Below are 22,724 nucleotides of genomic sequence, written 5' to 3'. Positions count from 1 at the left end.
TCGATCTCCTCTATTCGGCCGCCGCTGCGAGCGGCTGTGCGTCCGTGCCAATATTTTTCCCGGCGATCACGAGTCCCGCCGCAAACAGTCGCTCCGGAGCGATGACGATATCGCCGCGCGTATCCTCGAGCGAAAACCTGCCGCTGCGCAGTTCCAGGACGCTGGCATCGCCGGCTGCGCCGATCTTGAAGGTGCCCAGTTCTGGCCGATTCAGCGCCTTAGCGGCATTGACCGTCGACGCGGCGATGACATCATTGATCGGCATGCCGAGCGCCAGGAATTTCGAAAGCGTGGTGACTTGATCGTAGGCCGGTCCTTCAATGCAGAGAGCATGTACGTCAGAGGAGATCGTATCCGGCAGGAAGCCCTCCGCCATCATGGCGCGAGCGGTCTTCCAGGAGAACGAGCCCATGCCGTGGCCGATGTCGAACAGGACGCCACGTTCGCGTGCGGCGATGACCTCGGGCTTGATCTTGCCCTTGCCATCGACCGGTGCATTAGGGAAGGGACGGAAGCAATGGGTCAGAACGTCACCGCGGCGCAGGCGAGAGACGACAGCTTCATAGGACGGTGGCGGTTCGTCGATATGGGCCATCAGCGGCAGCCCGGTTTCGTCGGCCACCTGGAGTGCAACATCGAGAGGGTAGATGCCGGCCGGACCCGACGCGTGACGGCCAATGCGCACTTTGACACCAATGATGACGTCACGGTTCGCATTGATGACTTCGACGGATTCCCGGGCTGCCAGCAGGCGGATGTCATGGCTCTCGCCAAGCATGATATTCTTGGCAAAGCCATAGATGCCGGCGAACGAGATGTGGAGGTAAACGAGAACGCGGGCCGTGCTCTGCTCGATCACGTGTTTGCGGAAGCCAGGGAAGTTGCCGGGGCCGGCGCTACCCGTATCAACGCAAGTTGAAACGGCGCTCTTGCGGGCAAAGGCATCCGGATCGACGCCGAGCGACGTACCGCCCCAATAGACATGCGTATGCAGGTCGATGAGCCCAGGCGTTACGATCAGGCCGGAAACATTCATTTCCTCGAGACCGGAGAGATTATCCTCCAGCGCGGCAACCTTGCCTCCAGAGAAGGCGACGTCTGTGATGCGATCGACACCTTGCGACGGATCGATCACACGGCCGTTTTTCAAAACGAGATCATAGGGCATGAATTCGACTTTCAGTTTCCATAAAGTTCTTGTTGATGCGAACGCCGCTGTCGGCGGCAAACAGGCGGACGGCGTCGGAGCTGGCGCCGAGGGTGACACTTTGGCCGGGAGACAATCCCGTCGTGTCGGTACAGGTCGCGCGCACGACATGGTCGCCGACTGCGACATCGATGAACTGGAATGGGCCGGCCGGCTCGATCAGCAGCATCTCTCCGGTCAGGGAAAAGCCGCCATTGGCGCGGGTAATTGGGTTCAGATCATGCGGGCGCACGCCGATGATCTGGCCGGTGCCGCCACCACAGAGATCGGCGGGGAGAAAATTCATCTGCGGACTGCCGATGAAGCCGGCCACGAACTGATTGGCGGGCTTGGTGTAGACTTCCATCGGCGGCGCGAACTGCTGGACGATGCCGTCCTTCATCACCGCAATGCGATCGGAGAGCACCATGGCTTCCTCCTGGTCGTGGGTAACGAAGATCACCGTGATCCCTAGCGCCTTCTGCAGCCGGCGGATCTCGGTGCGCATGCGCACGCGGAGAGATGCATCAAGGTTGGAAAGCGGCTCGTCCATCAAAAGCACAGAGGGATTTCTGACGATGGCGCGGCCGACGGCGACGCGCTGGCGCTGACCACCGGAAAGGGCTGCCGGCAGGCGGTCAAGCAGCGCTTCGATGCCCAGCACATCGGCGGCCCAGGCGACCTGCTTGGTGATCGTTTGTTCGTCAAGCTTCTGTTGGCGCAGCGGGAAGGCAATGTTTTCACGGACCGTCATGTGCGGGTAGAGCGCGTAGTCCTGGAAGACCAGCGCGATGTTCCGTTCGCGAGGCCCAAGATCGGATATTTCCTTGCCGTTGAAGCGGATCGAGCCTTCGTCGATCTCTTCCAGGCCCGAGATGCAGAACAGCAGCGTGGACTTGCCGCAGCCCGAAGGCCCGAGGAAGGAGATGAACTCGCCGTCGTTGATGGCAAGGTCGAGGCCCTTGATCACGGGGGTCTCTCCGAACTTCTTGACGAGACCGGCTATCTGGATGGATGCCATTGTTGAACTCCTTTCAGCCCTTGACCGCGCCCGAAAGCGCACCCTGGACGAGGTAGCGTTGGAAGAAGAAGGCGACGGCAACAGGGGGGACGATCGCAAGCACGCTGGCAGCAAACATCGGGCCGTATTCGTAGAAGCGTGCCTGGCTGAGGAAGCCCGCGATGACGACGGGGATGGTCTGCGTTGCCGGCGTGGATGTCAGGATCATGGCAAAGAGAAATTCGTTCCATGAGACGAGGAAGCAGAAGATCAGCGCCGCAATGATGCCGGGCCTAACGACCGGCACCAGGACCTTGCGGAACATGGTGAAGCGGCTGCATCCGTCGATCTGGGCCGCACGCTCGAGGCTCAAAGGCACATTCTCGAAGCTGGTTTTCATCATCCAAGCTGCCAGCGGCATGAGGATCGTCGAATAGGCGATGACGAGGCCGATATGTGTGTCGATGAGCCCGAGGATCCGGAAGATGACGAAGAACGGCAGGACCAGCGTCAGGGCCGGTATCATCCGGGTCAGCAGGAGCAACCATAAGCTCACGGAGAAGAAGCGCTTGTCGGCGTAGCGGGCGAAACCATAGCCGGCCAGCGTTCCGAGTGCGACATTGATGACAGAGACCACGATGCCGGTCCCGAAACTGTTCAGAAGCGAGAGTGGGACGCGTGCCGCCTGAACGCTCGTCGTGCCCTGGGCCATCAGCACGGCCTTGTAGTTGTCAAGGGTGAGTGCCGAGGGGATGATGGACGGCGGCGTGCGGATGAGGTCCGTAGGCGGAGAGAGGCTGATGAAGATGAGGGCTGCGATCGGCAGGAACGACCAGAGAAAGATCAGGGCAATGGCGATCGCAAAGAGCGCCCTTGCGATATTCCGCGCGGTCATCGGGCGCATCATGCGCCTCGGTTTCCATTCCGGCAGGATGACCATGGCCGCACGGGGCTTGGCTATAGCTGCGGAATTTGCAGCCGGCACTACCGTCACCTTCTTTGCCCGCTTCGGGCTCAGAACCATGAAATAGAGAATTGCAAATGCGAGGCTGAGGAAGGTGAGGACATAGAGTGTTGCCGCTCCTTCGCCGAACTTGAGAAACTGGAACGACTGCATGTAGCCGAGCCATGACAGCGTGGTGGTCGCAGCACCAGGGCCACCGCGCGTCATGATCCAGATGATGTCGAAGGCCATGAAGGCGTTGATCGTCGCGATGATCGTCGAGAACAGCAGCGTCGATTTCAGCCAGGGCAGGGTGATGGAAAAGAACCGTTTCATCGGTCCGGCACCGTCGAGAATAGCGGCACGATGAAGGTTGCCGGGCATGGACTGCAGGCTGGATAGAAGCATCAACGTCGTCAGCGGTGCCTGGTTCCAGACCTGCGTGAGAGCCACGAGATTCAACGCCAGGAAGCCGTTGCCGAACCACGGACGCGCCCAGGAGCCGAGGCCGATATCGTTGAGAAGGCCGTTGAGCAGTCCGAAATTGCCGGCATAGATGAAGGACCAGAGCACGCCGATGGAAACAGGCGCCATGGCCCAGGGGATGAGGACGATGCTGCGAAGAAAGCCGCGACCGGCAAAGCGCTGGTTCAGCACGAGTGCAATCAGCGTTCCGAGTACCGTCGTGCCGACGACGGCAAGCAAGGAGAAATACAAAGTCCGGCCGAGTGCGTACCAGAAGTCCGCGTTCTGGAAGACATTCACATAATTGTTCAGGCCGACGAAGATCCAGCGCTTGGTGATCGGATTTGTGCTGTTGAAGGACAGATAGAGGCTGTAGATCAGCGGCAGACCGACGATCAGCACCATCAGGATTAGCGTCGGGGCGACCGAAAGATAGGCAAATGCCGGAAGCCGGCCCTTCCGCCTGTTTTCACGGGCCAAGGGCTCTACCCTTGTCGACTGCAGGGTCATTGTCATCTCGTCCTCGTGCAGCATGTGGACCGCTCGAAAGAGCAATGGTCCGTCTCATGATGTCGCTGGCGGTTGATGTGCTGGGAGCAGCCGACGCCGTTGAGAGCCGGCTGCTCTCGTTTCCCCGTTTTACTGATACTGTGCCTTCAGTTCCTTGGCCTTGGTGGCCAGAGCGGCGACCAGCTCATCGGTGGAGCTGCCCGAGCGGATATATTCCTGCACCTTCTGCATCATGAACATATCCCATTCCGGGAACCAGATCGTCTTGCCGATGGCGCGCGAGGTCGCCATGCCGAGCTGCTTGGAGGAGATGTCGAGATCACGCCACTTGGAGAAGCTCGCGACGATCTCCGGATCGGCCATGACTTCCTTGTAGCCCGAGCCGAGACCGAACTCGAGCGCCCAACGCTTGATGACATGGTACTGCCCGTCCTTTGCCTTGCCGCCGAAGAACTGCAGCAGGTTCCAGACCCGCTCTTCGTCGACGGGCTGAGCGCCCATCAGATAGGCGGCGGTCCATGCCATGGTGGAATGGGTGGCGCCCGGCATAATGGCATTGCGGACCTTGCCGGCGATCTTGGAAACTGCAGGATCGTTAGCGACCTTGTGATTGTAGTCGTGGACGACCATGAACGTGTGGCGGCCTGAGGCATAGCTCGGAACACCTTCGCCCGGTAGCGTCATAATGTCCTCGACAACCAGTTTTTCCTGATAGAATTTCTGGTTGATTTCGAGGATCTTGCGAAGCGCCGGTTCGTCGACGAAGTTGCCATCGGCATCAAATACCTTGGCGCCTTCTGAATACCAGGCCGCAAACATATACCAGGACATGTCAGGCCACTGCTGCTGCCACATCGCATGGAACGGTGCGTCCGAAATGCCGTCTTTCTTCAGCTTGCGGCAGGCTTCCAGAACTTCGTCCCAGGTCTCAGGCGGTTTCAAGCCGGCCCTCGTTAGATGTTCTTCATTGTAAAGGAATGTGTTGTAGCCGGCGTAATAGGGCAGGCCGCAAAGCGGGCCGCCATTTGGCAAGGACAGCGAGGTGACGCTGACCGGAAACATTCCTGATTTAATATCGGCAACGCCCGGCAGACTTTCGATATCCTTGATCCAGCCTGCGGTGTGCCAGCGAGCGATGTAGTTTTCTTCGGAATACAGCATGTCAATATGCTGGCCGCCGGTCAGCTTGGTTTCCGCCACTGGATGGTAGTCGCCTGAGACAAGCTCGTAATTCACGTTCTCGTCATAGAGCTTCATGAACGTCTTGACGTTTTCTTCCACGATCTGCGGCTGATACTGCCAGCCGATAAAGCTCATGGCCGTGGGGGGAGCTGCATAAGCACGTGATCCCATCATGGCCGCAGCGGATAGCCCCGCCGCGCCCTTCAATATTTGTCGTCGAGACAGCAGGTATCGTTCCAGCGCAGAAGTCATGCCCAGTTCCCCATTTAACTTAATTTTTGATTTCGACCAACCGGCTCTGGCCGGAAGACAACTTTCGAAGTTCCCGGCCTCGACGCTGTGAATGCGGGGCGGGGGAAGTCATTTTTATGGGGTAACTATGCGCGATATTTTTTTACTGTCCAACGAAATTTTCATTTCTAGATCAATTTGTGGCGCATTTGTCGAGTCGTCTATTTTTTAAGCTATTTTTTGATCTAAAAAACAAAAAATAGTCATTCTCTTATATCAATCGCATAAAGGTTGGGTCTGGGCCACGTCGCGCGCGATCGCCAGCTGCTGCTTGAGCCGGCGAAGTTTTTCTCGGCCGGCATCCTTGCGTGCGATGGCAACGCCATAAGAGATGATATCGATCGCAATCAAATAGGCATAACGGATCGAGGCCGGGCTCAGAATGTCCTCGTCCGGGGGGCTGTCGATGGGCAAGAGCTCGTCGACGGCGGAAGCAAGAGACGTCCCGCTCGGCGTCAGAGCGATCGTCGTAGCTCCGTATTCTCGGGCAACGGATATCGCTTTCTCGAGCTCAAGGTTGCTGCCCGTGAGCGAGCAGCATATGACGACATCTGTGCGCTCCACCGCCGTTGCCAACATGAACTGCATCTGGTGATCGTTACAGGGAATGACCCGGATGCCCAGGCGGAAGAAGCGATTCTGGATCTCCTCGATCAGCCAGGAAGAGACCCCACCGCTACCGAACGCGTAGAGCGTGTGACAGGCGGAAATCCTATCAACCACAGCCTGGGCGCGTTCGAGATCGACGTTGTGGTGAATGTCTGCAATCGTTTTCTGCGCTCGTTTGCTGACCCGCTCCGCCACTTCGGCGATGGACCCAGGCGGCGTCTGCGGCTCGAGATATCGAATACCTACGCGAACAGATCCCATGATCTTGAGCTTGAGATCTTTTAGGCCGTCACACCCCAGCATACGGGAAAATCGGGTAATGGTGGGGGCCGATACACCTAGCCACGTAGTGAGCTCTTCTATGGGCTTCTCCACGAAGCTATGAGGTTCACTCAAAATGGCTTGGGCAATCCGCTGGTTCGTCTTGGAAAATTGTGACTGCTGGTCAACAATCAATCCGATGATATCTTGCGCGTTGCGCTTATCGCTTTGGATGGCCAAGCCACCATAACGTTGTGATGTGCGATTTTCTGGTGACCGATCGCGAGCCATTGAATTTCTCCGTTTAGCTCGACGTTTTGAATTAAACCGTCGAGGTGTCAACATCTCTCTGAAATATCATGCCCATCGATAGGACTGACAGCTCGGCTCGTCCGTGCGGTTATTTCAATTGATGACCCACCTGATGCAGAGGTGGAGTGAACTCCTCGGGCTGGACCACGGGACACGAAAAAACTGATACGCTCGGGCCTCAATCGGAGAAGGCTCATGAAGGCGCGAGGGCCATATCGGCGTTCGGAAAGCCCAGGCGTGGAAATGAGGCGTGACTCTCAGCGCACCGACACCACTGGCCGATCATCACGAGCTGGCAGAATTCAATTCCAGTGTCCCTGAACTGGACGATTGGCTGCATCGTCGCGCCCGCGGCAATCAGGCAGGCGGCGCATCGCGCACATTCGTCGTGTGCGAGGGCAACCGCGTGATCGCCTATTATGCGCTCGCCTCCGGCGCGGTGAAGCAACCGGAAGCACCTGGCCGTTTCCGGCGCAACATGCCCGACCCGATTCTGGTTGCCGTTCTCGGACGCCTGGCCATCGATCAGACCTATCAGGGGCGCGGTCTCGGCAGAGCATTGGTGCGCGATGCCGGCCTGCGTCTGCTCAATGCCGCTGAGATCCTCGGCATCCGCGGCGTGCTGGTGCATGCGATTTCCGATGACGCGCGTGCCTTCTATGAGGCGGTCGGCTTTCTGCCTTCGCCATCTGATCCCATGATGCTGATGGTCGGGTTGAATGATCTCAACAGCGCGCTGAACTTCCAACCGTAGTTTGTCGACATTTAGCTCAGCGCACTTACAGCCGTTTCTAACTCGCTGAGACCGGTGTTGAAACCATGCCGTGTCGTGGGTTCGGTTTTCATCAAGACCAAAGGATTCTGGTTACGCTTACTTAAGGGTAATTACCTCAGCCCTTCTCTTTTTTAAGCGAAGCCCTGCTTGCTTAATAACGTTTTCGGCAGCGTTATAATGTTTTTGCCGGAACATTATAATGAATGGATGCCCGCGATGAACATGGACGATTTGTTCGAAGAGAGGCGGGCGAGATTCGAGAAGATTGTGACCGATTTGGAGGCCGAGAAAGAGGCTGCGGCAGCTGCGAAAGAAAAGTTAAGGCATGAGACGCATCGACATCACATATCGAACGATGTTCGCGGAGCTGGCGCAGCGTTCGCTCGATGGACAATTTCAAGCCGACTTCCCACTTGAGGGTCGGTTCGTCACGGTCCCGGTCAAGGGCCGCGAATACTGGTATTTCGATCTCCCGACCCCCGAAGGCGACAAGCGTCGCTATGTGGGGCCACACAGCGACGAAGAGATCACGGCTCGAGTGAACGCTCATAAAGAAATCAAGGACGATCTCCGCGAGCGTAGGCGGATGGTCGGGACGCTCCTGCGAAGCGGCGGCATGCAGGGACCGGACAATTTCGCGGGCGACATCACGAAGGCTCTCGCGGGTGCTGGCCTCTTCCGCCTGCGGGCCGTCCTGATTGGATCGGTGGCATTCGGCTGCTACGCGGGCCTGCTCGGTGTTCGACTGCCATCGACGGCGATGCAAACGGGGGACGCCGATTTCGCGCAGGATTTTGCGATCAGCTCGGAGGTCGGGGACAGCCTGCCGCCCGTTCTGGAAATCCTGCAGTCCATCGACAAAACGTTCCGGGCAGTCCCGCACCAGGCCGACAAGGCAAAGGTCGCCGCATTCGTGAATAGCAAGGGCTACCGCGTGGAATTCCTGACGGGCAACCGGGGATCGGACGAGCATACGGGGAAGCCGTCGCCCATGCCCGCGCTTGGCGGCGCGTCGGCGGAAAACCTGCGATTCCTCGATTATCTGATTTACGAGCCTGTGCGGACCGTCCTGCTGCACCGTGAAGGAGTAAGCGTGATTGTCCCGGCTCTCCCGAACGGTATGCCGTCCACAAGCTCATCGTGGCTTCCAGGCGGCTTACCGACGGGCTCGGGAGGGCAAAGCGCGACAAGGATCTCCTGCAAGCCTCGTTGCTCTTCGAGGCTCTGCTGGAGACGCGACAGGGTGATGCGCTGGCCGATGCCTACCGTGAGGCATGGGATCGAGGCAAGGCATGGCAGGAGGGTATCATTTCCGGATTGGCGATGATGCCTGATCATGGCAAGGCGGCACTGGCGGCTGCCATAGGCGTATCGATGGATGAACTTGGCAAACGGGTGAGGATGTAAAGCACTCCAGCTCGATGTGATATATGGCCTACTTAAAGAATCGCTCTGATGCGGACTATGTATAAATGCACGGCCAGAATTGCGGCATTTCGATACAATAATGTCGTCTAATGCTCTGGCTTGGCTCGTGTCGTGATCGGCTGTTTAGTCTTTTTTCAAGCCCGTCAGAGCCTTCTGCTCCTCTTGAATCAATGCCTCAGAGGCAGCTTTCAACCAAGCGGCATCTAACGATGCAACGAACACTGCACTATTGTGGATAATTATCAAGGCGATAGCTACTGCGAACGCGGAGCCGATCAATACCGCAGCTCCCTTCAGAGCCGTACACGTAGCTGTCGATGCGAAAACAGAGGATGAGCGAAACGCAGTAATGGTTGCGTTCTCGATGGTCCGAAGAATAAATAATCCCGCGCGTTTCAACTGCTTGCCCGGATGGTGCCTTAGCTCGGAAACGAACCTTAACGTTCGAGGCACCTCGTCGTCGACCTGTTCGTCTATTTCCAGCGCATCTGCAAGCTCGTCTGCCACATTCGCGAGATGATCGACATCCTCATGCGTCAGCTCCAGAACAGCCGCTGCATCGCTGAAATCGACCCACTCAGGGAACTGCGCGAGATAATGTTGGATACCTACGGTATGTGTTTGCAGCACGTTCGCTAGAACGGAATTGAGTTCTTCTGCAGCTCCAGAGACAGCCGCCTCGAAGGAGATATTCAGAAGACCGAGTTGCACGATGTCGTTTTCTGTCGCGAGTTTTGCTTGGACAGCCTCAAGAGCTGCCCTGAGATACGGTTGGCTGTTGGACCCTTCTAGATCAACGATGAGCCGCTCGCCCTGCTCCAAAAGAGCAGTTTTCGCCTTCGCGAGAGCTCCTTCTATGGTCGCACCTGCGGGACGGCAACTGACGATGAGGTGCCTATCTTTAACTGAATAATAGAATGGCCCGGTTTTCTCCAAAGGAATGATTTTTTGAAACTGGCCAACGCTATCCTTGGCGGCAACTGTGTCAATCCAAGAGTCCACCGCAGCAGCAAGAAAAGCTAGCAGATTGCCAATCGATTCCGAACTTTCGGCTGTGCCTGGCTGGTAAGCGCCACGCATCCCGCCAATGACACTGTCATATTTGAAATTGAGCAGTTCGATTTGACCAAAATCAGGCCGCGCCATGATCGTTGCTAAATGATCACGGAATCGGCGAATCTGGTCTGCGGTCTCAAGCGGGCGAAAATTGAAATATAACTCTGTTAAAAATGAAAGAGCCTTTGCCGATTGTCCAGCTTGATCCTTCGCCGCCAACAAACTCGTTCTGGCAACGTCAATGGTTCTCAGGATCATGTCGCGTTCGTTTTGATCAATCACGAGCATAACGTTCGTTTTCCAGAGGAACGATCACGAATTGCGCCCTTCGGTAGAAGGCCTCGAGCTCGCGCTCAAAGCTCTCAATTGCGAGGATAGCCCAGAGTTCATAATGCTCATTTGCTGATAAGCTGCTGCTTCGGCGTGCGGCATTTCGAAATTGATGAATATCCAATCCATAAGCTCCATTTAGTCACTTCCAACAGGGAGACCCGGTTCGCGATCTCGCGCTCTGGTCTGTGCCGCTCAGACAGTGGAAATACAGCTATGATTGGCTAGACCTTAAATAAGCTGCCGGATGGACCAATTGTTTACAGTGCGAGCCTATCCATCAGTTATCGAGATATCCGTTGTATCGAAGCCAATTGACCGTAATTTTTTCAAGCAAAGACGAGACTGATCGCTCGTCTCGTTGTGCAGCTTTCTCAAGAGCCTTCTTGATCTCCGGCGGTAGCCGGAAAGAAATTGGCATAGTTTTCTTCATACGTGTGTTCTGTCTGCTTGTTGGTCTGGCAACCGATGCGGTGCGACGATTAGTAGTAGACTGCGCGCAGTTTGAGGGATGTCCCCGGCGGACGACTGGTTCAATTCGGAAATTCGAAGCTAATTTTCTCCAATGTTTGAAGGAGAGCGACCACGGCCGATGATTGGCAGTAGTAGTAAATTGTTTGAGCGTCTCTTCGGGTCGTGACTAGGTTCAGGTTTCGCAGTTTTGCTAAGTGCTGTGAAACTACGGATTGGCTTGATCCCAGACGGAGAGCGATGGTACTGACCGGAACTTCTTCCTGGACAAGAAGTGTAAGGATCTTAATCCGTGCTGGGTTCGCCATTGCGGACAACAACGCTGCACAAAATTCGATTTTTTGTTCGTTCAACCTATTCAAGTCCTATCGCTAGTTGCTTCACCCACGCCTTTTACAAGGCCGATGATTTTTTAGGAGTGCTGCTTAAACATCTTCCATTCGGGCGATACTGCTGCGACAGCCTGCCACCGAAAGAGCCGATAAGCGCCTTCGTCCCAATGCCGCTGCCGGGATATAGCCGCCGGCCGAGCTCTTCTTGCTGGCATTCATTTTGGTATTCCTACCGTTGCTCATTGAGTTGCGCTCTGCCGGTTTCAGGCGGCAGCGATCTTGGTTGTTGCCTGTTCAACTCCGCCACGGCGACGGCGTCCCTGGTGCCTGGTTCTGGTTGTCCGTAGAAAAAGCCTTGAACCTCGCTGCACCCTTCTTCGAGCACTCGGTTCAGATGGGCCTCCGTTTCGACGCCTTCTGCCACCGTGGTCACGCCCAGCCGTTTGCCGAGATCGGCAATGGCTCGAACAACAGCAGCCGATTCCGGCCGCTCGACGGCATCCTTCACGAACGACCCGTCGATCTTGATCTTGTCGAAGGGGAAGGCACGGAGATGGGTGAGCGAAGAATAGCCAGTCCCGAAGTCGTCCAGCGCCACACGCACGCCAATGTCACGCAGGCGGCGTAGGTCTCCGATGCCCCCATGTTCGTCATCGAGCATGGCGGTTTCGGTGACTTCGATTTCCAGCCGGTTCGGCGAGAGGCCGGAACGTGCTAGGGCCTCCAGAACAGCAGGCACGATCGTGCCCTTGCCGAGCTGTGTTGCCGATACATTGACGGCCACACACGCACCGTCCTCCCATCCGGCTGCATCGAGGCAGGCCGTGCTCAGCACGAATTCCCCAAGCTGGTCTATCAGACCGCTTTGCTCTGCGATCGGAACGAACTCGCTGGGCGAGATCCAGCCGCGTTCCGAATGGTGCCAGCGGATCAGCGCCTCGCGGGCCGTGACCTTCTTCGTGTGGGCGTCGATGATTGGCTGATAGAAGACGAATAGCCCTTCTCGCGTCTGGAGAGATGCCCGCAGCTTGGCTTGCAGGCGTACGCGCTCCTGGATCTTACTTTCCATGTCGTCAGAGAAGAGCTTGTAGGTTCCCTTGCCGGCAGCCTTGGCCGCGTAGAGCGCTATGTCGGCGCGGGCCAACAGGGCCTCGCCGGTGTTCCCGTGCATCGGGGCGAGGGCAATGCCGATCGATGCCCCGATTTGAACCTGCCGATTATGCTCAAGGACATAGGGCGACGACAGGACGTCAATGATCCGGGCGGCGAGCTGCACCAGCGCCGGTGTATTATCATGCGGAATCAGCGCCGCGAATTCGTCGCCGCCAAGCCGGCCGATCGTCATGGCCGGGGCTCCGCAGACAGTCCGCAGCCGGTTTGGGACTTGCCGCAGCAACTCGTCACCGACACGGTGACTCCGAGTGTCGTTCACCAGTTTAAAACCGTCGAGGTCGATAAACAAAAGGCCGGGGCCGCCCCCCGGAGCGGCAAGGCTCGCCTCAAGAATCGGACCTCGCCCATCCCCTTGTCAGCATTCCAGAAGCCGATATTGATGAAACGCTCGGTGACATCTACGTAGTGGCGGGATGACACGAAGTTCGGTTGCGTATGCGGCATATTCTGGTCCGGCAGAAGTGACAACCAACAGAGTAGACCAAAGAAGGTATTCTTCGGAACGGTTCGCGTCCCTCAATCTGGTCATTAGAAGAACTTTCCGTGACCTAACATTTGCGTTTGAATGAGGCCATCGGGTATTTACCTGAGATGCATTGAGTTTGTGACGAGAGGGATCGAGCTGTTGCCACAATATGGCATGACGGGCCGATTAGCGGATCAGAGTCGGATCAAATTCATTCGTACCGCATAACGCGCGAGCTCTACTGCCGTATGAACGCCGAGCTTTCTCATCGCAGCTGTTCTATGGGTGTCCACGGTTTTGATGCTGATATTTAAAAGCGCCGCGATCCTTTTGTTCGTCTCGCCCTCTGCGACCAACCGTACAACCTCCAACTCACGCGGGGTCAGAGCCGAAATTGATGTGGTCTCCTGACCAAATGGAGATGCCGTAAGCGAACGACGTCCGGCCGCGTGAGTGGTATATGTACCCCCCGCAGCAAGAGCATCCACGGCCAAAATTAGCGTGATGTCATCATCATTTTTCGATACGTAGCCGCGGGCTCCCGCTTCCAGGAGATCAAAGACAAGTTGATCCTCTGTATGCATGGTGTAGATCAACACAGCCATCTCTGGAAACTGACGGCAAAGATCTCGGGTGACCTCCAGGCCGTTGCGCAAAGGAAGGGCAAAGTCGAGGATCACGAGATGGGGCCTATACTCCTGTGCGAGGTGAACGGTTGCTTCACCGTTTGCTGCTTCGGCGCATATGTGCCAGTGCGGGCGGGCGCCAAGACATGTTCTTATGCCGGCGCGTATGAGAGGGTGATCATCCGCGATTAATATATTGAAGCGTGGCGCATCTGCTGCAGACACGAAATGTCCTTTTCCGAAGCCGTGAGATCTTGATCGGCGCTCCTCAGTCTTTTGCTGTTGGGCTTCTCCTTCATTCCTTTGTGCCGGGTATCTCTTCCAGGGGCAAGCGAAGCCTGATGGTGGTGCCGCTGTCCTTTCTACTGAAAACTTCCACGCGCCCGCTGCACTGGCGAACGAAATCCAGCACCTGGCTCAATCCCACACCACTACCCGAACCTGAGTCTTTCGTCGTGAAGAAGGGATCGAAAGCCTGATGACGGACGTCGTCCGTCATCCCGGTACCCTCGTCACTCACATTGACATCAATCCAACGCGCAGAGCCATTGACCTCCGCCTCTTCGGCGATCCTTACATCGATCGCGATTATTCCTCCTAAAGGCATCGAATCGCGCGCGTTCAGCACCAGATTGACGAGAGAGGATTTGAACTGGATCTCATCCACAAGGCTTATCGCTTCTTCCTCAGCCAACGTCGTTACGACCGTCGATATTGGCCCTGCAGCTTGTCCCAGTATTGGCAAAACCTCGGAAACGAGCACGTTGATATCGGCGGCCTCGAGCCGAATTTTCGTGTCCTTGGCATAGGAAAGCAGCTGACTGACCATATTTCGGCCGGCCACAAGCGATAGGTCAATCTCGTCCAACGCAGCGAGCGCATTGGGCTTGTCTTCGATCATCGGTCTGATAACCGTAACGCCCGAGCGAACAATCCGCATGAGATTGCCGAGATCGTGCGCGATACCGCCGGCAAAACGTCCGATTGCCTCCAACCTCTGCGTTTGCACTGATCGCAACCGCGCTAATTCCTCCCGATGCCTGTTGCGGCGTGATAGCCATTCGAGCGCCAGAAGCAGGAGCAGCAGGATCGCCGCACCGATAACAGCAACGGTGGCGTGGGAATGCCACGCGCGCATGAGTTCATTCTCGTTGAGTGTCATGAGCATGACGATAGGAGCCGAGTCCACGCGCTGATAGCCTGTCAACCGAGGAACACCGTCAATCGGACTAGGGCCCCACAAAACACCATGGCTGTTGGTCTTGAGCAGGCTGCGGAAGGGCTCTACGGCGGCAAAAGAGGTTCCCATCGCCAGATCGTTTTCTGGCGAACGGGCAAGCAGTGTTCCGTTCTCCAGCAAGAGCAGGATCGTGCCGTCGCCCATCCACATTTGTCTGTAGAAACGCTCGAAGTAGAGTGGTTCCACAGCCGCAACGACAATGCCCCGAAAATCACCATTCGGCGCATTGATCCTTCTGCTCATGCTGATGAACCAGACACCCACTGAGCGGCTTTTCAACGGGCCGCTAATCTGCATCTGAACGGACGCATCCGATTGGTGCACCCGGAAGTATTCCCGATCGGCAAGGCTAACATGCGGCGTTGATGGGTAATCCGTATCGTGAGAGATGAAGCCGTCAGCTCCAATCACGAACAACGCCCGCACATAAGGCAGCGTTGCCAGCCGCTTATGCAACTCGCCGCGAAACGTTGAATCGTTATCGGGCAAGCCAGGGTTCTTTGCTATTTCGGCTGCAATATCTTGCAAGTTCAGGTCGATGGACTGAACGGTCCTTGCCACCTGCTCGGACATGACGTGAACGAGGTTAAATACGGTCTTTTCCGCCTCGTCTTGAGCCGCTGCATGGCTTCGCCACAGTTCATAAGAGAGCAATGATACGATGCACAGACCCAGGATGATCGACGGCATCGATCGAAAGAATTGCCGACGGATTTTCAACCAGATGTGCATTTTGTGCGGATACCATTGATCAAGCATTGCAGAGATTTTGGTTTAGGGCGTCTGAGGGATGAGGGCGGTAATAGGACGGCAATATGACTAAAACAACTCAGGGCAGGATAGTGACGATCATCGAAAAGGGGCATGTCAAATTTCGTCGGTGACTGTCCGTGTGGTGACGCTGTGCAACAAACATGCCATTTCCGCGAAGGTCGCCAAATCAAGTAGTTGATCCGAAGCGGTTTATGGAGATGGACAAATTGTCTCAATTCTCGGGATAAAATGTCCAGTTTAGGTTGTATCGCAGGTCGGATGAATTGTTTGGGTGTTATCACATAAACGCTGCGTCAGTGAATTGGGCGTGGAGACGGTGGGATGAAGAGCCCTGCCGTTAGCTACAAGCGCCATCGTTTCCCGCAACAGATCATCTCGCATGCGGTGTGGCTCTATTATCGGTTTCCGCTGAGCTTACGCCTTGTCGAGGAAATACGCTGGAGCGCGGAACTATCGTCTCGTATGAAACGATCCGTCGATGGGGTCGGAAATTCGGACCGGCCTACGCTAAAAAGCTTCGTCGCAGGCGACCTTCGCGCCAGGATGTCTGGCATCTGGATGAGGTGGTGATTTCCATCGCTGGCCGCAAATACTGGCTTTGGCGTGCCGTTGACCAGGACGGTTATGTTCTCGACGAGATCGTTCAAAGCCGGCGCGATACGAAAGCCGCAAGGCGATTGCTGATCAGGCTACTGAAGAAGGTAGGCATGTCGCCCAAGCGGATCATCACCGACAAACTCCGTTCGTTCTGCAGCGTTTCATCTCGACCTTCTGCGCGCTTCGAAATCTTTTCGTCACCCCACATCACAAACGATCCGCACTGGCCACCTACATTCATCGCATCCGCGCAATGGCGCACTGGAAGGCCGTCACCCGCGCGTCTGCCTGATCGCAGACGGCTTGCAACGAAGATCGTTCACCGCTCGATAACGTGACAACTCCCACCAATCCGATCGAAGATCCTGAGTTTTCGTATTTTACGCAAGCCGCCTGGGAACAGCTCGGCGCTGCCGGAAGAATCTTGGCGCTTTGGAATACGATGTTGTTTGGCAGGTTGACCATCGGTCCGGTGGTGATGATCCTAAGCTTCCTGATGCAGGAAAAGCCTTCGGCAGCGTTCGAACGTCAACCTCCGATGCACAACTCGTGGCAAAAAAAGGGTCCAACCGAAGAGTTTTGCGCCTACCAGGCCGTCCGAGCGGTGCTGAGAGCATATGAAAGGCAGGACGAAACGTGCGCGGCGAGGGGATTGACCATGATGACGCAGTTTCCAGGATAGAACAACTTATGCGCGTTAAGATGCTTCAGCAGCTCGCCAACGGTACGTTTGTCTGTAAGCGGAAATGAAATTGTCATTGCGCGTTTCCTACAACGGACAAAATAACATAAGGGAGTTAGGAGCGATTTTCTTCGCGCTGCAACAAAAATTTTTTATTGAGCAAATTAAAATCGATTAGCTTCCAATCTTGTTTTTTAAGACCGATTTAAACATCTGCGGCCGAATTTTGACAAGGCGAATCTCGCATTCCTGGGCTTGGTTCCATGTGTCCGGAGGCGCCCGTTACGCGGGAGGTTTGACGCCAAGGACTTTCGCCAATCGCGCAGTCGCTGGCTTGCTCGCATCTGGCTGAAGCTTGTCGAGATTAAGTTGTTTCCATTTCACGGCGGACATTCCAACTCTTCCGCCACAAAACCATACAAATGTTGATATCGCACTTCTATTTGGTTTTGACATTGAAATTTTACCGAGGGGTCGCTGGTTCGAAACTCTTCAAGACCTTCTTTTTGCCTCGGCAATAAACAAAGCTTCCGCAATTTCGATTGGCAGCACAATTTACAATGTAGCGAGCAGTGAGTTCAATCGCTTCCTACATAGCTGCGGGCGTATCGAGCGGGCGGCATGCCTGCATATCTGGCAAAGGCAACGCTAAAGGTGCTTGCCGATGCGTAACCTACGCGTTCGGCCACTTGATCCATGCCTAATTCACGGCTACGCAACAGCTGCTTTGCAAGAGCCATACGCCATGCCAGTAGATATTCCATCGGCGGCAAGCCGACGATGCGGCCGAAACGCGCAAAAAAAGCTGATCTGGATAGGGCTGCTTCGATTGCGAGATCCGCCACCGTCCAAGGATAGGCGGGACGCGCGTGCATTGCGTGAAGTGCTGCCGCCAATCGTTCATCGGCAAGACCGCGGCTCAGACCGGGCGCAGCGGTGATGTCCGTGCTGGATCGCAACGCTTCAATCAACAACACCTCCAGCAGCCGTTCCAACACCAGCTCTCGCGCCGGACGCTGCTCACGTGTCTCCTCGCTGACCAATTGCATCAGCGTAGCAAGTCGGGGCTCGTCGCGAACGATAACCACATCAGGCAACAGGGAAACGAGCAAGGCCGCATCCGGCGCGCCGAAGCTGCAATGCCCTATGCGCATGCGCAGATCCACCGGGCCCTCGAGGCGGCCGACACGGAAATGGCCGCCGTTCAACTGCATCGGGACCATGGCGGACAGATCGGCTGGTGCGTCGACGCTCTCGTTGACGAGGTCGCGCATGGCCGGCACGAGCACGAAGTCACCGGCCTGGAGGATGAAAGGCTGATGTCCTCCAAACGCCACGCGGCAACGCCCCTCGAGGATTGCGCAGTAGAATGGTTCGCCTGTGGCCGGCCGGTGAATTCGCCAGAAGCCGGCGCATTCCACCAGCTTCGACGAGCGTGCGGTCGGCTGCAACAGTGTGACGATTTCGCTAAGGGGATCGACTGTCATAACCAGGACTGACGCTAAAGAAACAGAGACTTTAGCATATATAAAGTCTCTCGATCGGTCACTACCATGGGATCATTCCTTTTGGTTGGAGAAGTTCATGTCCACAATATTGATCACTGGTTGCTCGTCTGGCTTCGGTCTGGAGGCTGCGAAACTGTTTCTTGATCGGGGGTGGTATGTGATCGCGACAATGCGCACGCCAAAACCCGAGCTACTACCGGTTTCCGAACGCCTGCGCGTTCTGGCGCTCGACGTCACCGATCCAGCAAGCGTCGCGAAAGCTGTAAAAGATGCCGGTTCGATAGATGTACTGGTCAACAATGCCGGTTTCGGCGCGCCCTCACCAATCGAGCTGACGGCACCGGAGACGGTGCAGTCGCTGTTTCAGACAAATACGATCGGTACATTGGCAATGGTTCAAGCGGTATTGCCCCAGATGCGTCAACGCCGGGCGGGGGTCATCATCAATGTCACGTCCACTGTGACGGTCAAGACCCTACCGGTGGTTGGGATTTACCGGGCGAGCAAGGCAGCCGTGAACGCCTTCACCGAGTCCCTGGCGATCGAGATGGAGCCGTTTGGCGTGCGGGTGCATATCGTCTTGCCAGGCCGTTCGCCGGAAACACGTTTTGGGGAGAACGCGCGTCCACATTTGCGTGGTTTGGACGATCCGGATTATGCGCCATTGATCCAGCAATTCGTAAAGGGCGTGCGGGACGACACCGGTCCTGTGACGCATGCACCCGACGTGGCGGAGGCGGTCTGGCGAGCCGCCACCGATCCATCCGCCCCGCTGCGAATTCCGGCCGGTGCTGATGCCGAGCTTTGGATGGCCGAGGCAGGTTTGTAATCGAAACGGTGGCAGCCGAAAAGGGTGCCACCGTTCCAACTCGGCTGCGCATTAAGAAAAATGCGCTGTGTCAGCATTCCCACACCCGAAAAGCCGTCATGGCGGGACGAGCGTGTGGCACAAGCCTATGTCGATGGTGCATCGGCTTCGGATGCAATATTGGGTATAGAGCGACAATCGGGCAGTCGCCGGCCGCCGAGTTTCGATGCCCGAGCATAGCGATGGCGCACAGCTTCGAACTGGCCATCGGCAAACGGAAGTGGTCGGCTTCCGCAAGGCTGCATGACGCTCCTTAACCGTCCAACCTACCTTTTGGGCGGGTGAGGATCAAAGTCCCAAGTCCCACAGCAAGGCGTGCGGAATTCCGCAATATCTGACGCTGGCAAGCGGGATACCGCTTGGAAACCTCTGGAAGTCGATTGCAATCACCTCCAGACACGGAGGTAAGATGTCATCAAGAGGATGCCCGCAGCGCCTTTCGCACCTTCCGCGACAGCTCATCGACGGTCGCCATGACCCGGTTCACCTGTGACAGCGTGGACGTAAGCTCTGGGGCATACCTCATAACGTGATACTCGTTGCTTGCGGAGAGCATTCCTAGGTGCGTCACCGTGCGCTTGCGCAGAACAAGGCCAGCTTCAGACGCTATGCGCGCCCGCTCGCCGAGGTCGTGCCGCAGGTCGCGGATCGTAGGGAGGTTCACGCCCTTGGCGAGCAAGAATGCGTTCAGATAGAGCTCCATCGCATAAAGGGCGAGAAGGCGTCGTGGTGTTTGATTGGGGTAGGACGAGCTCTCGCCAAGCTTGTTGGCTGCGTCATGGTACTGCCTCGCCAAATTCAGGACGCCGCGTGCGCCTCCCGCTTTACCAGCATATGCAAATCCATTGCATGATTTCTGCCGGCGCTTCTCAGCAATGCGGATAAGATCCTTCAGCATCGTCCGCAACTCCGGCCAAGGTGCATTCTCGAGCTTCAGGCCGGGATCGTACATGACGATCAGGCAATGGAGCTTTGCGGTGATTTCGGTCAGTGAGGAGGGCCGGGTGATCAACATGACACGTCCGGATATACCGGCCTGTTCCGCGAGCTCCTGCTCCAGAGCGACCGCCAGGCTGTATCCCAGTCGCTGATCCGCTTCCTTCCATCGTCTTCGGCGCGATCGAAGCTCGGCTCGCGCCTGCGACAGGTGTTCGGCATCCAGCTGAGCGGCCATTTGATTGATGTCGGCAAAAGAGCGGACCTCGACGGCACCGTGCTTTCCAACATTTCGCAGTATCGCGGCGGGAAGACCACCGGTCTCTTCGAGCAATTGCTTTTCGAGCTTTTCTCTACGACGGGTGGTGCTCACGCGTTGCTGGTGGCAAGCATACCAGCGAGGCCACATGTCTCTGACGGGGGTCGGGCCTGGCTCTCTTGGCGCAGCGTCTGGTTCTTCGATGTGAGAAGTCAGAAAGCGCGAAGCGACGGCGAGGAGATTTCTGCGATCGATGATGTATGGCAGGCTTTCTGACGCGCCACGCACCGGCTTTTCTTTTCTGCGCGAAATTGCAGGCAAAGTTCTGCTATTCTCAGAATCAGCCATGATCCAAGCTCCAGATAGCTAGATTGTGGTCAGGTCACGTAGAGTGTCGCAAGCACCCTGCGTGGCCGCTATGAACCGTGCAGAGAGTTTGAATCATACAGAGATTATGTCAAGGTTATAATGTTGAATGCCGATCAAATCCGAATGGCGCGAGCTGCCCTTAGGTGGGGCGTTCGCGATCTGGCAAGCCGCGCTAACATTACCGCAGCTACCGTGACTCGGATCGAAGCCGGTCGTCCAGGGTATGCAGCGACGTTGGAGGCAATCCGTGCAGCATTCGAGGCTGCTGGCATCGAGTTTATCCCTGAAAATGGTAGCGGCGTCGGCGTCCGTTTTTCCAAACCAAAGGATTGAGCTCGCGCGGGTGATGCGATGTGTCTCAGCAATACTCTCGACGCCAAGCTGGCATGTGCTCCGTCGGGCCTCAGTGAGGCGCGCCGCCGATCAGTGGAAATTGGAGCAGACTGTTGACAGAATATGCATGGCGAAGGCGGCATTTCGAGCGTTGGCAATATCGATCATCAGCAAGTTGCATGGAGTGGGCACGGGATCTGACGTCTGCTCTTGAGGTCGAGAGGATGATCTCCACTAATTAAGGGCGCTTATCTAAGGTCGTTTGTTATTTAAAAAAAGTGCCACTTGCTTAAATAACGGATGGAAATCATACTAAGCATATGTCTGATTCCAGTCCTAACCCGCGCCTCGGCCATTTTGTCGAAACATCAGCAGCAAGCGAGACAGTGCGGGCGTTTGTGCCTCCGCCATTGCCGCCCAAGCCACCCATCGATGTGCTTTCGCTACTGGAGCGCCTCAGTCTGGCGGAGCGTGCGCTCGGCCGCCTGGATGGTATCACAATGCTGCTCCCGCGCCAGGAGCTGTTCCTTTACATGTATGTGAGAAAAGAAGCAGTTCTTTCCTCGCAGATTGAGGGGACACAGTCGACGCTTTCGGATCTTTTGCGATTTGAAACCGAAGCTCAAGCGGGGCAACCGGTCGATGATATTCGCGAGGTTTCCAACTACGTTGATGCGATGATGTACGGTTTGGAGCGTTTGGAAACGCTGCCAATGTCATTGCGCCTGATCCGAGAGATGCACGCACGACTGCTTCAAAGCGGGCGGGGGGGCACCAAAGATCCCGGAGAATTTCGGCGCTCACAGAATTGGATTGGAGGCACACGACCCGGTAACGCACTCTTTGTGCCGCCACCCGTGGCGGAAATGGCGAGCTGCCTGGATGCGTTCGAGCGCTTTATGCACGATGATCGATCCCGGTTACCGGCATTGATCAAAGCCGGCCTACTACATGTCCAGTTCGAAACGATCCATCCATTTCTCGATGGCAATGGCCGTATAGGTCGCTTGCTTGTGACCTTGTACCTCTGCATGAACGGTGTTCTACGCAAACCACTGCTATACCTCAGTCTTTACCTCAAGGCCCATCGAAGGGAATATTATCGATTACTGCAAGAGGTCCGTGAACATGGAAACTGGGAAGCTTGGCTAGACTTCTTCCTGACAGGTGTGGCCGACACTGCCAATCAGGCATTTGGAGCCGCCACTCAGATCGTCGACCTTTTCAAAGAGGACAGGGAGAAAATCACGACCAAGAGCGACAGAGCTGGATCGGCCCTTCGTATTCATGAGCTCTTTCAGCAAAATCCCTTTCATACAGCAAACCAGATTGTTCAGATGACCGGCCTGTCCGCGCCCACTGTTAACGTGGCACTCGCCGATTTGGAGCGTTTGGGCATTGTCGAGGAGGTGACAGGCCGTAAACGTGGTCGTGTCTTCAGCTACCGCAGATATATCGCAATCCTAAGCGAAGGCACTGATCCGCTGCCTGCTACATGACAAAAATCAGTGGGTTGAAAGTTCTGATCCCTTCAAGACCGCGGTCCTGGTGCTTGTTCGCCAGCGGCCGGGTCCACCAAGGGTGTGATGTTTAGAGGTCGAGCATCGGCTCACCGATCTGTCGGCGGAGCTGGCGAGCGTTGGCGATCGTAAGACGGCATTTCCGCTGCCGCATAGGCGAGGGGATGAGTTTCATCATGGGTCGCCCGTGCCGGATCCGCGTGGATTGCCGAAAAGGTAAGA

Annotated in this window: 17 protein-coding genes and 4 pseudogenes; 8 read left to right on the top strand and 13 right to left on the bottom strand. The window is 56.2% G+C overall.

Annotation, left to right across the window (positions count from 1 at the left end; all coding sequences use genetic code 11):
* Positions 1-10 precede the first annotated feature (10 nt).
* The 5 genes from EX00_RS22010 to EX00_RS21990 form a co-directional block, all read right to left on the bottom strand.
* Entirely contained in the window at positions 11-1,168 is a 1,158-nt protein-coding gene (locus EX00_RS22010; protein ID WP_047462680.1) for an amidohydrolase/deacetylase family metallohydrolase, read from the bottom strand.
* Complete coding sequence (locus EX00_RS22005) at positions 1,158-2,207, bottom strand: ABC transporter ATP-binding protein (protein WP_047462678.1); 1,050 nt, start codon at positions 2,205-2,207, stop codon at positions 1,158-1,160. Before EX00_RS22005 ends, EX00_RS22010 begins: the two co-directional genes overlap by 11 nt.
* A gap of 13 nt (positions 2,208-2,220) precedes the next feature.
* Positions 2,221-4,110, bottom strand: a complete 1,890-nt coding sequence (locus EX00_RS22000; protein WP_047462988.1) for an ABC transporter permease — start codon at positions 4,108-4,110, stop codon at positions 2,221-2,223.
* Positions 4,111-4,233: 123 nt separating this feature from the next.
* On the bottom strand, positions 4,234-5,538 hold the full coding sequence (locus EX00_RS21995; RefSeq protein WP_047462675.1) for an ABC transporter substrate-binding protein: 1,305 nt from the start codon (positions 5,536-5,538) through the stop codon (positions 4,234-4,236).
* Positions 5,539-5,793: 255 nt separating this feature from the next.
* Positions 5,794-6,738 (bottom strand): MurR/RpiR family transcriptional regulator, encoded by a 945-nt coding sequence (locus tag EX00_RS21990; RefSeq protein ID WP_052210881.1) that lies wholly within the window; start codon positions 6,736-6,738, stop codon positions 5,794-5,796.
* 271 nt (positions 6,739-7,009) lie between these two features.
* Between EX00_RS21990 and EX00_RS21985 the strand changes: the two genes are divergently transcribed.
* Both EX00_RS21985 and EX00_RS21980 read left to right on the top strand, forming a co-directional pair.
* Complete coding sequence (locus EX00_RS21985) at positions 7,010-7,513, top strand: GNAT family N-acetyltransferase (protein WP_047462672.1); 504 nt, start codon at positions 7,010-7,012, stop codon at positions 7,511-7,513.
* Positions 7,514-7,859: 346 nt separating this feature from the next.
* Positions 7,860-8,941: pseudogene (locus EX00_RS21980) on the top strand (nucleotidyltransferase family protein).
* Between the two features lie 144 nt (positions 8,942-9,085).
* On the opposite strand, the gene EX00_RS21975 reads toward EX00_RS21980, so the two are convergent.
* From EX00_RS21975 to EX00_RS21960, 6 genes are all read right to left on the bottom strand, one after another.
* The gene (locus EX00_RS21975; RefSeq protein WP_047462669.1) at positions 9,086-10,306 is read right to left on the bottom strand and encodes a hypothetical protein; all 1,221 of its coding nucleotides are present in this window, start codon (positions 10,304-10,306) and stop codon (positions 9,086-9,088) included.
* The gene (locus EX00_RS31535) at positions 10,293-10,472 is read right to left on the bottom strand and encodes a hypothetical protein (protein WP_155294116.1); all 180 of its coding nucleotides are present in this window, start codon (positions 10,470-10,472) and stop codon (positions 10,293-10,295) included. The genes EX00_RS21975 and EX00_RS31535 overlap by 14 nt, the downstream gene beginning before the upstream one ends.
* Positions 10,473-10,881: 409 nt before the next feature.
* Complete coding sequence (locus EX00_RS31230; RefSeq protein WP_155294115.1) at positions 10,882-11,181, bottom strand: ArsR/SmtB family transcription factor; 300 nt, start codon at positions 11,179-11,181, stop codon at positions 10,882-10,884.
* Positions 11,182-11,380: 199 nt separating this feature from the next.
* Positions 11,381-12,613, bottom strand: a complete 1,233-nt coding sequence (locus EX00_RS21970; protein ID WP_267884784.1) for a putative bifunctional diguanylate cyclase/phosphodiesterase — start codon at positions 12,611-12,613, stop codon at positions 11,381-11,383.
* A 371-nt stretch (positions 12,614-12,984) separates the two neighbouring features.
* A complete protein-coding gene (locus EX00_RS21965) occupies positions 12,985-13,641 on the bottom strand; it encodes a response regulator (RefSeq protein WP_052210880.1) in 657 nt (218 codons plus the stop codon).
* 70 nt (positions 13,642-13,711) lie between these two features.
* The gene (locus EX00_RS21960) at positions 13,712-15,415 is read right to left on the bottom strand and encodes a hybrid sensor histidine kinase/response regulator (RefSeq protein WP_080761307.1); all 1,704 of its coding nucleotides are present in this window, start codon (positions 15,413-15,415) and stop codon (positions 13,712-13,714) included.
* 336 nt (positions 15,416-15,751) lie between these two features.
* Here EX00_RS21960 and EX00_RS21955 point away from each other — a divergent pair.
* Positions 15,752-16,319: pseudogene (locus EX00_RS21955) on the top strand (IS6 family transposase).
* 54 nt (positions 16,320-16,373) lie between these two features.
* Positions 16,374-16,532, top strand: a pseudogene (locus EX00_RS31225) (fatty acid desaturase); the annotation flags it as partial.
* 755 nt (positions 16,533-17,287) lie between these two features.
* Here the strand turns inward: EX00_RS31225 and EX00_RS21945 are convergent.
* The gene (locus EX00_RS21945; RefSeq protein WP_047462661.1) at positions 17,288-18,196 is read right to left on the bottom strand and encodes an AraC family transcriptional regulator; all 909 of its coding nucleotides are present in this window, start codon (positions 18,194-18,196) and stop codon (positions 17,288-17,290) included.
* A gap of 97 nt (positions 18,197-18,293) precedes the next feature.
* On the opposite strand from EX00_RS21945, the gene EX00_RS21940 reads away from it, so the two are divergent.
* A complete protein-coding gene (locus EX00_RS21940; protein WP_047462658.1) occupies positions 18,294-19,046 on the top strand; it encodes an SDR family oxidoreductase in 753 nt (250 codons plus the stop codon).
* Between the two features lie 454 nt (positions 19,047-19,500).
* Here EX00_RS21940 and EX00_RS31215 read toward each other — a convergent pair whose 3' ends face one another.
* Positions 19,501-20,628 carry a hypothetical protein gene (locus tag EX00_RS31215; RefSeq protein ID WP_234709081.1) on the bottom strand — a complete coding sequence of 376 codons (1,128 nt, stop codon included), beginning with the start codon at positions 20,626-20,628 and terminating at the stop codon, positions 19,501-19,503.
* Between the two features lie 120 nt (positions 20,629-20,748).
* Between EX00_RS31215 and EX00_RS31210 the strand changes: the two genes are divergently transcribed.
* The 3 genes and pseudogenes from EX00_RS31210 to EX00_RS32305 form a co-directional block, all read left to right on the top strand.
* Positions 20,749-20,982, top strand: coding sequence for a helix-turn-helix domain-containing protein (locus EX00_RS31210; protein WP_267884783.1), 234 nt, complete (start codon positions 20,749-20,751; stop codon positions 20,980-20,982).
* A gap of 320 nt (positions 20,983-21,302) precedes the next feature.
* Positions 21,303-22,481 (top strand): Fic family protein, encoded by a 1,179-nt coding sequence (locus tag EX00_RS21920; protein WP_047462652.1) that lies wholly within the window; start codon positions 21,303-21,305, stop codon positions 22,479-22,481.
* Between the two features lie 97 nt (positions 22,482-22,578).
* A pseudogene (locus tag EX00_RS32305) lies at positions 22,579-22,716 on the top strand (OB-fold nucleic acid binding domain-containing protein); the annotation flags it as partial.
* Positions 22,717-22,724: the final 8 nt, after the last annotated feature.

This window comes from Martinezella rhizogenes, assembly GCF_000799715.1.
GTDB classification, from domain to species: domain Bacteria; phylum Pseudomonadota; class Alphaproteobacteria; order Rhizobiales; family Rhizobiaceae; genus Rhizobium; species Rhizobium rhizogenes_C.
Note: the sequence above shows the minus strand (reverse complement) of the source record. Positions and strands in the feature narration are given on the sequence as shown.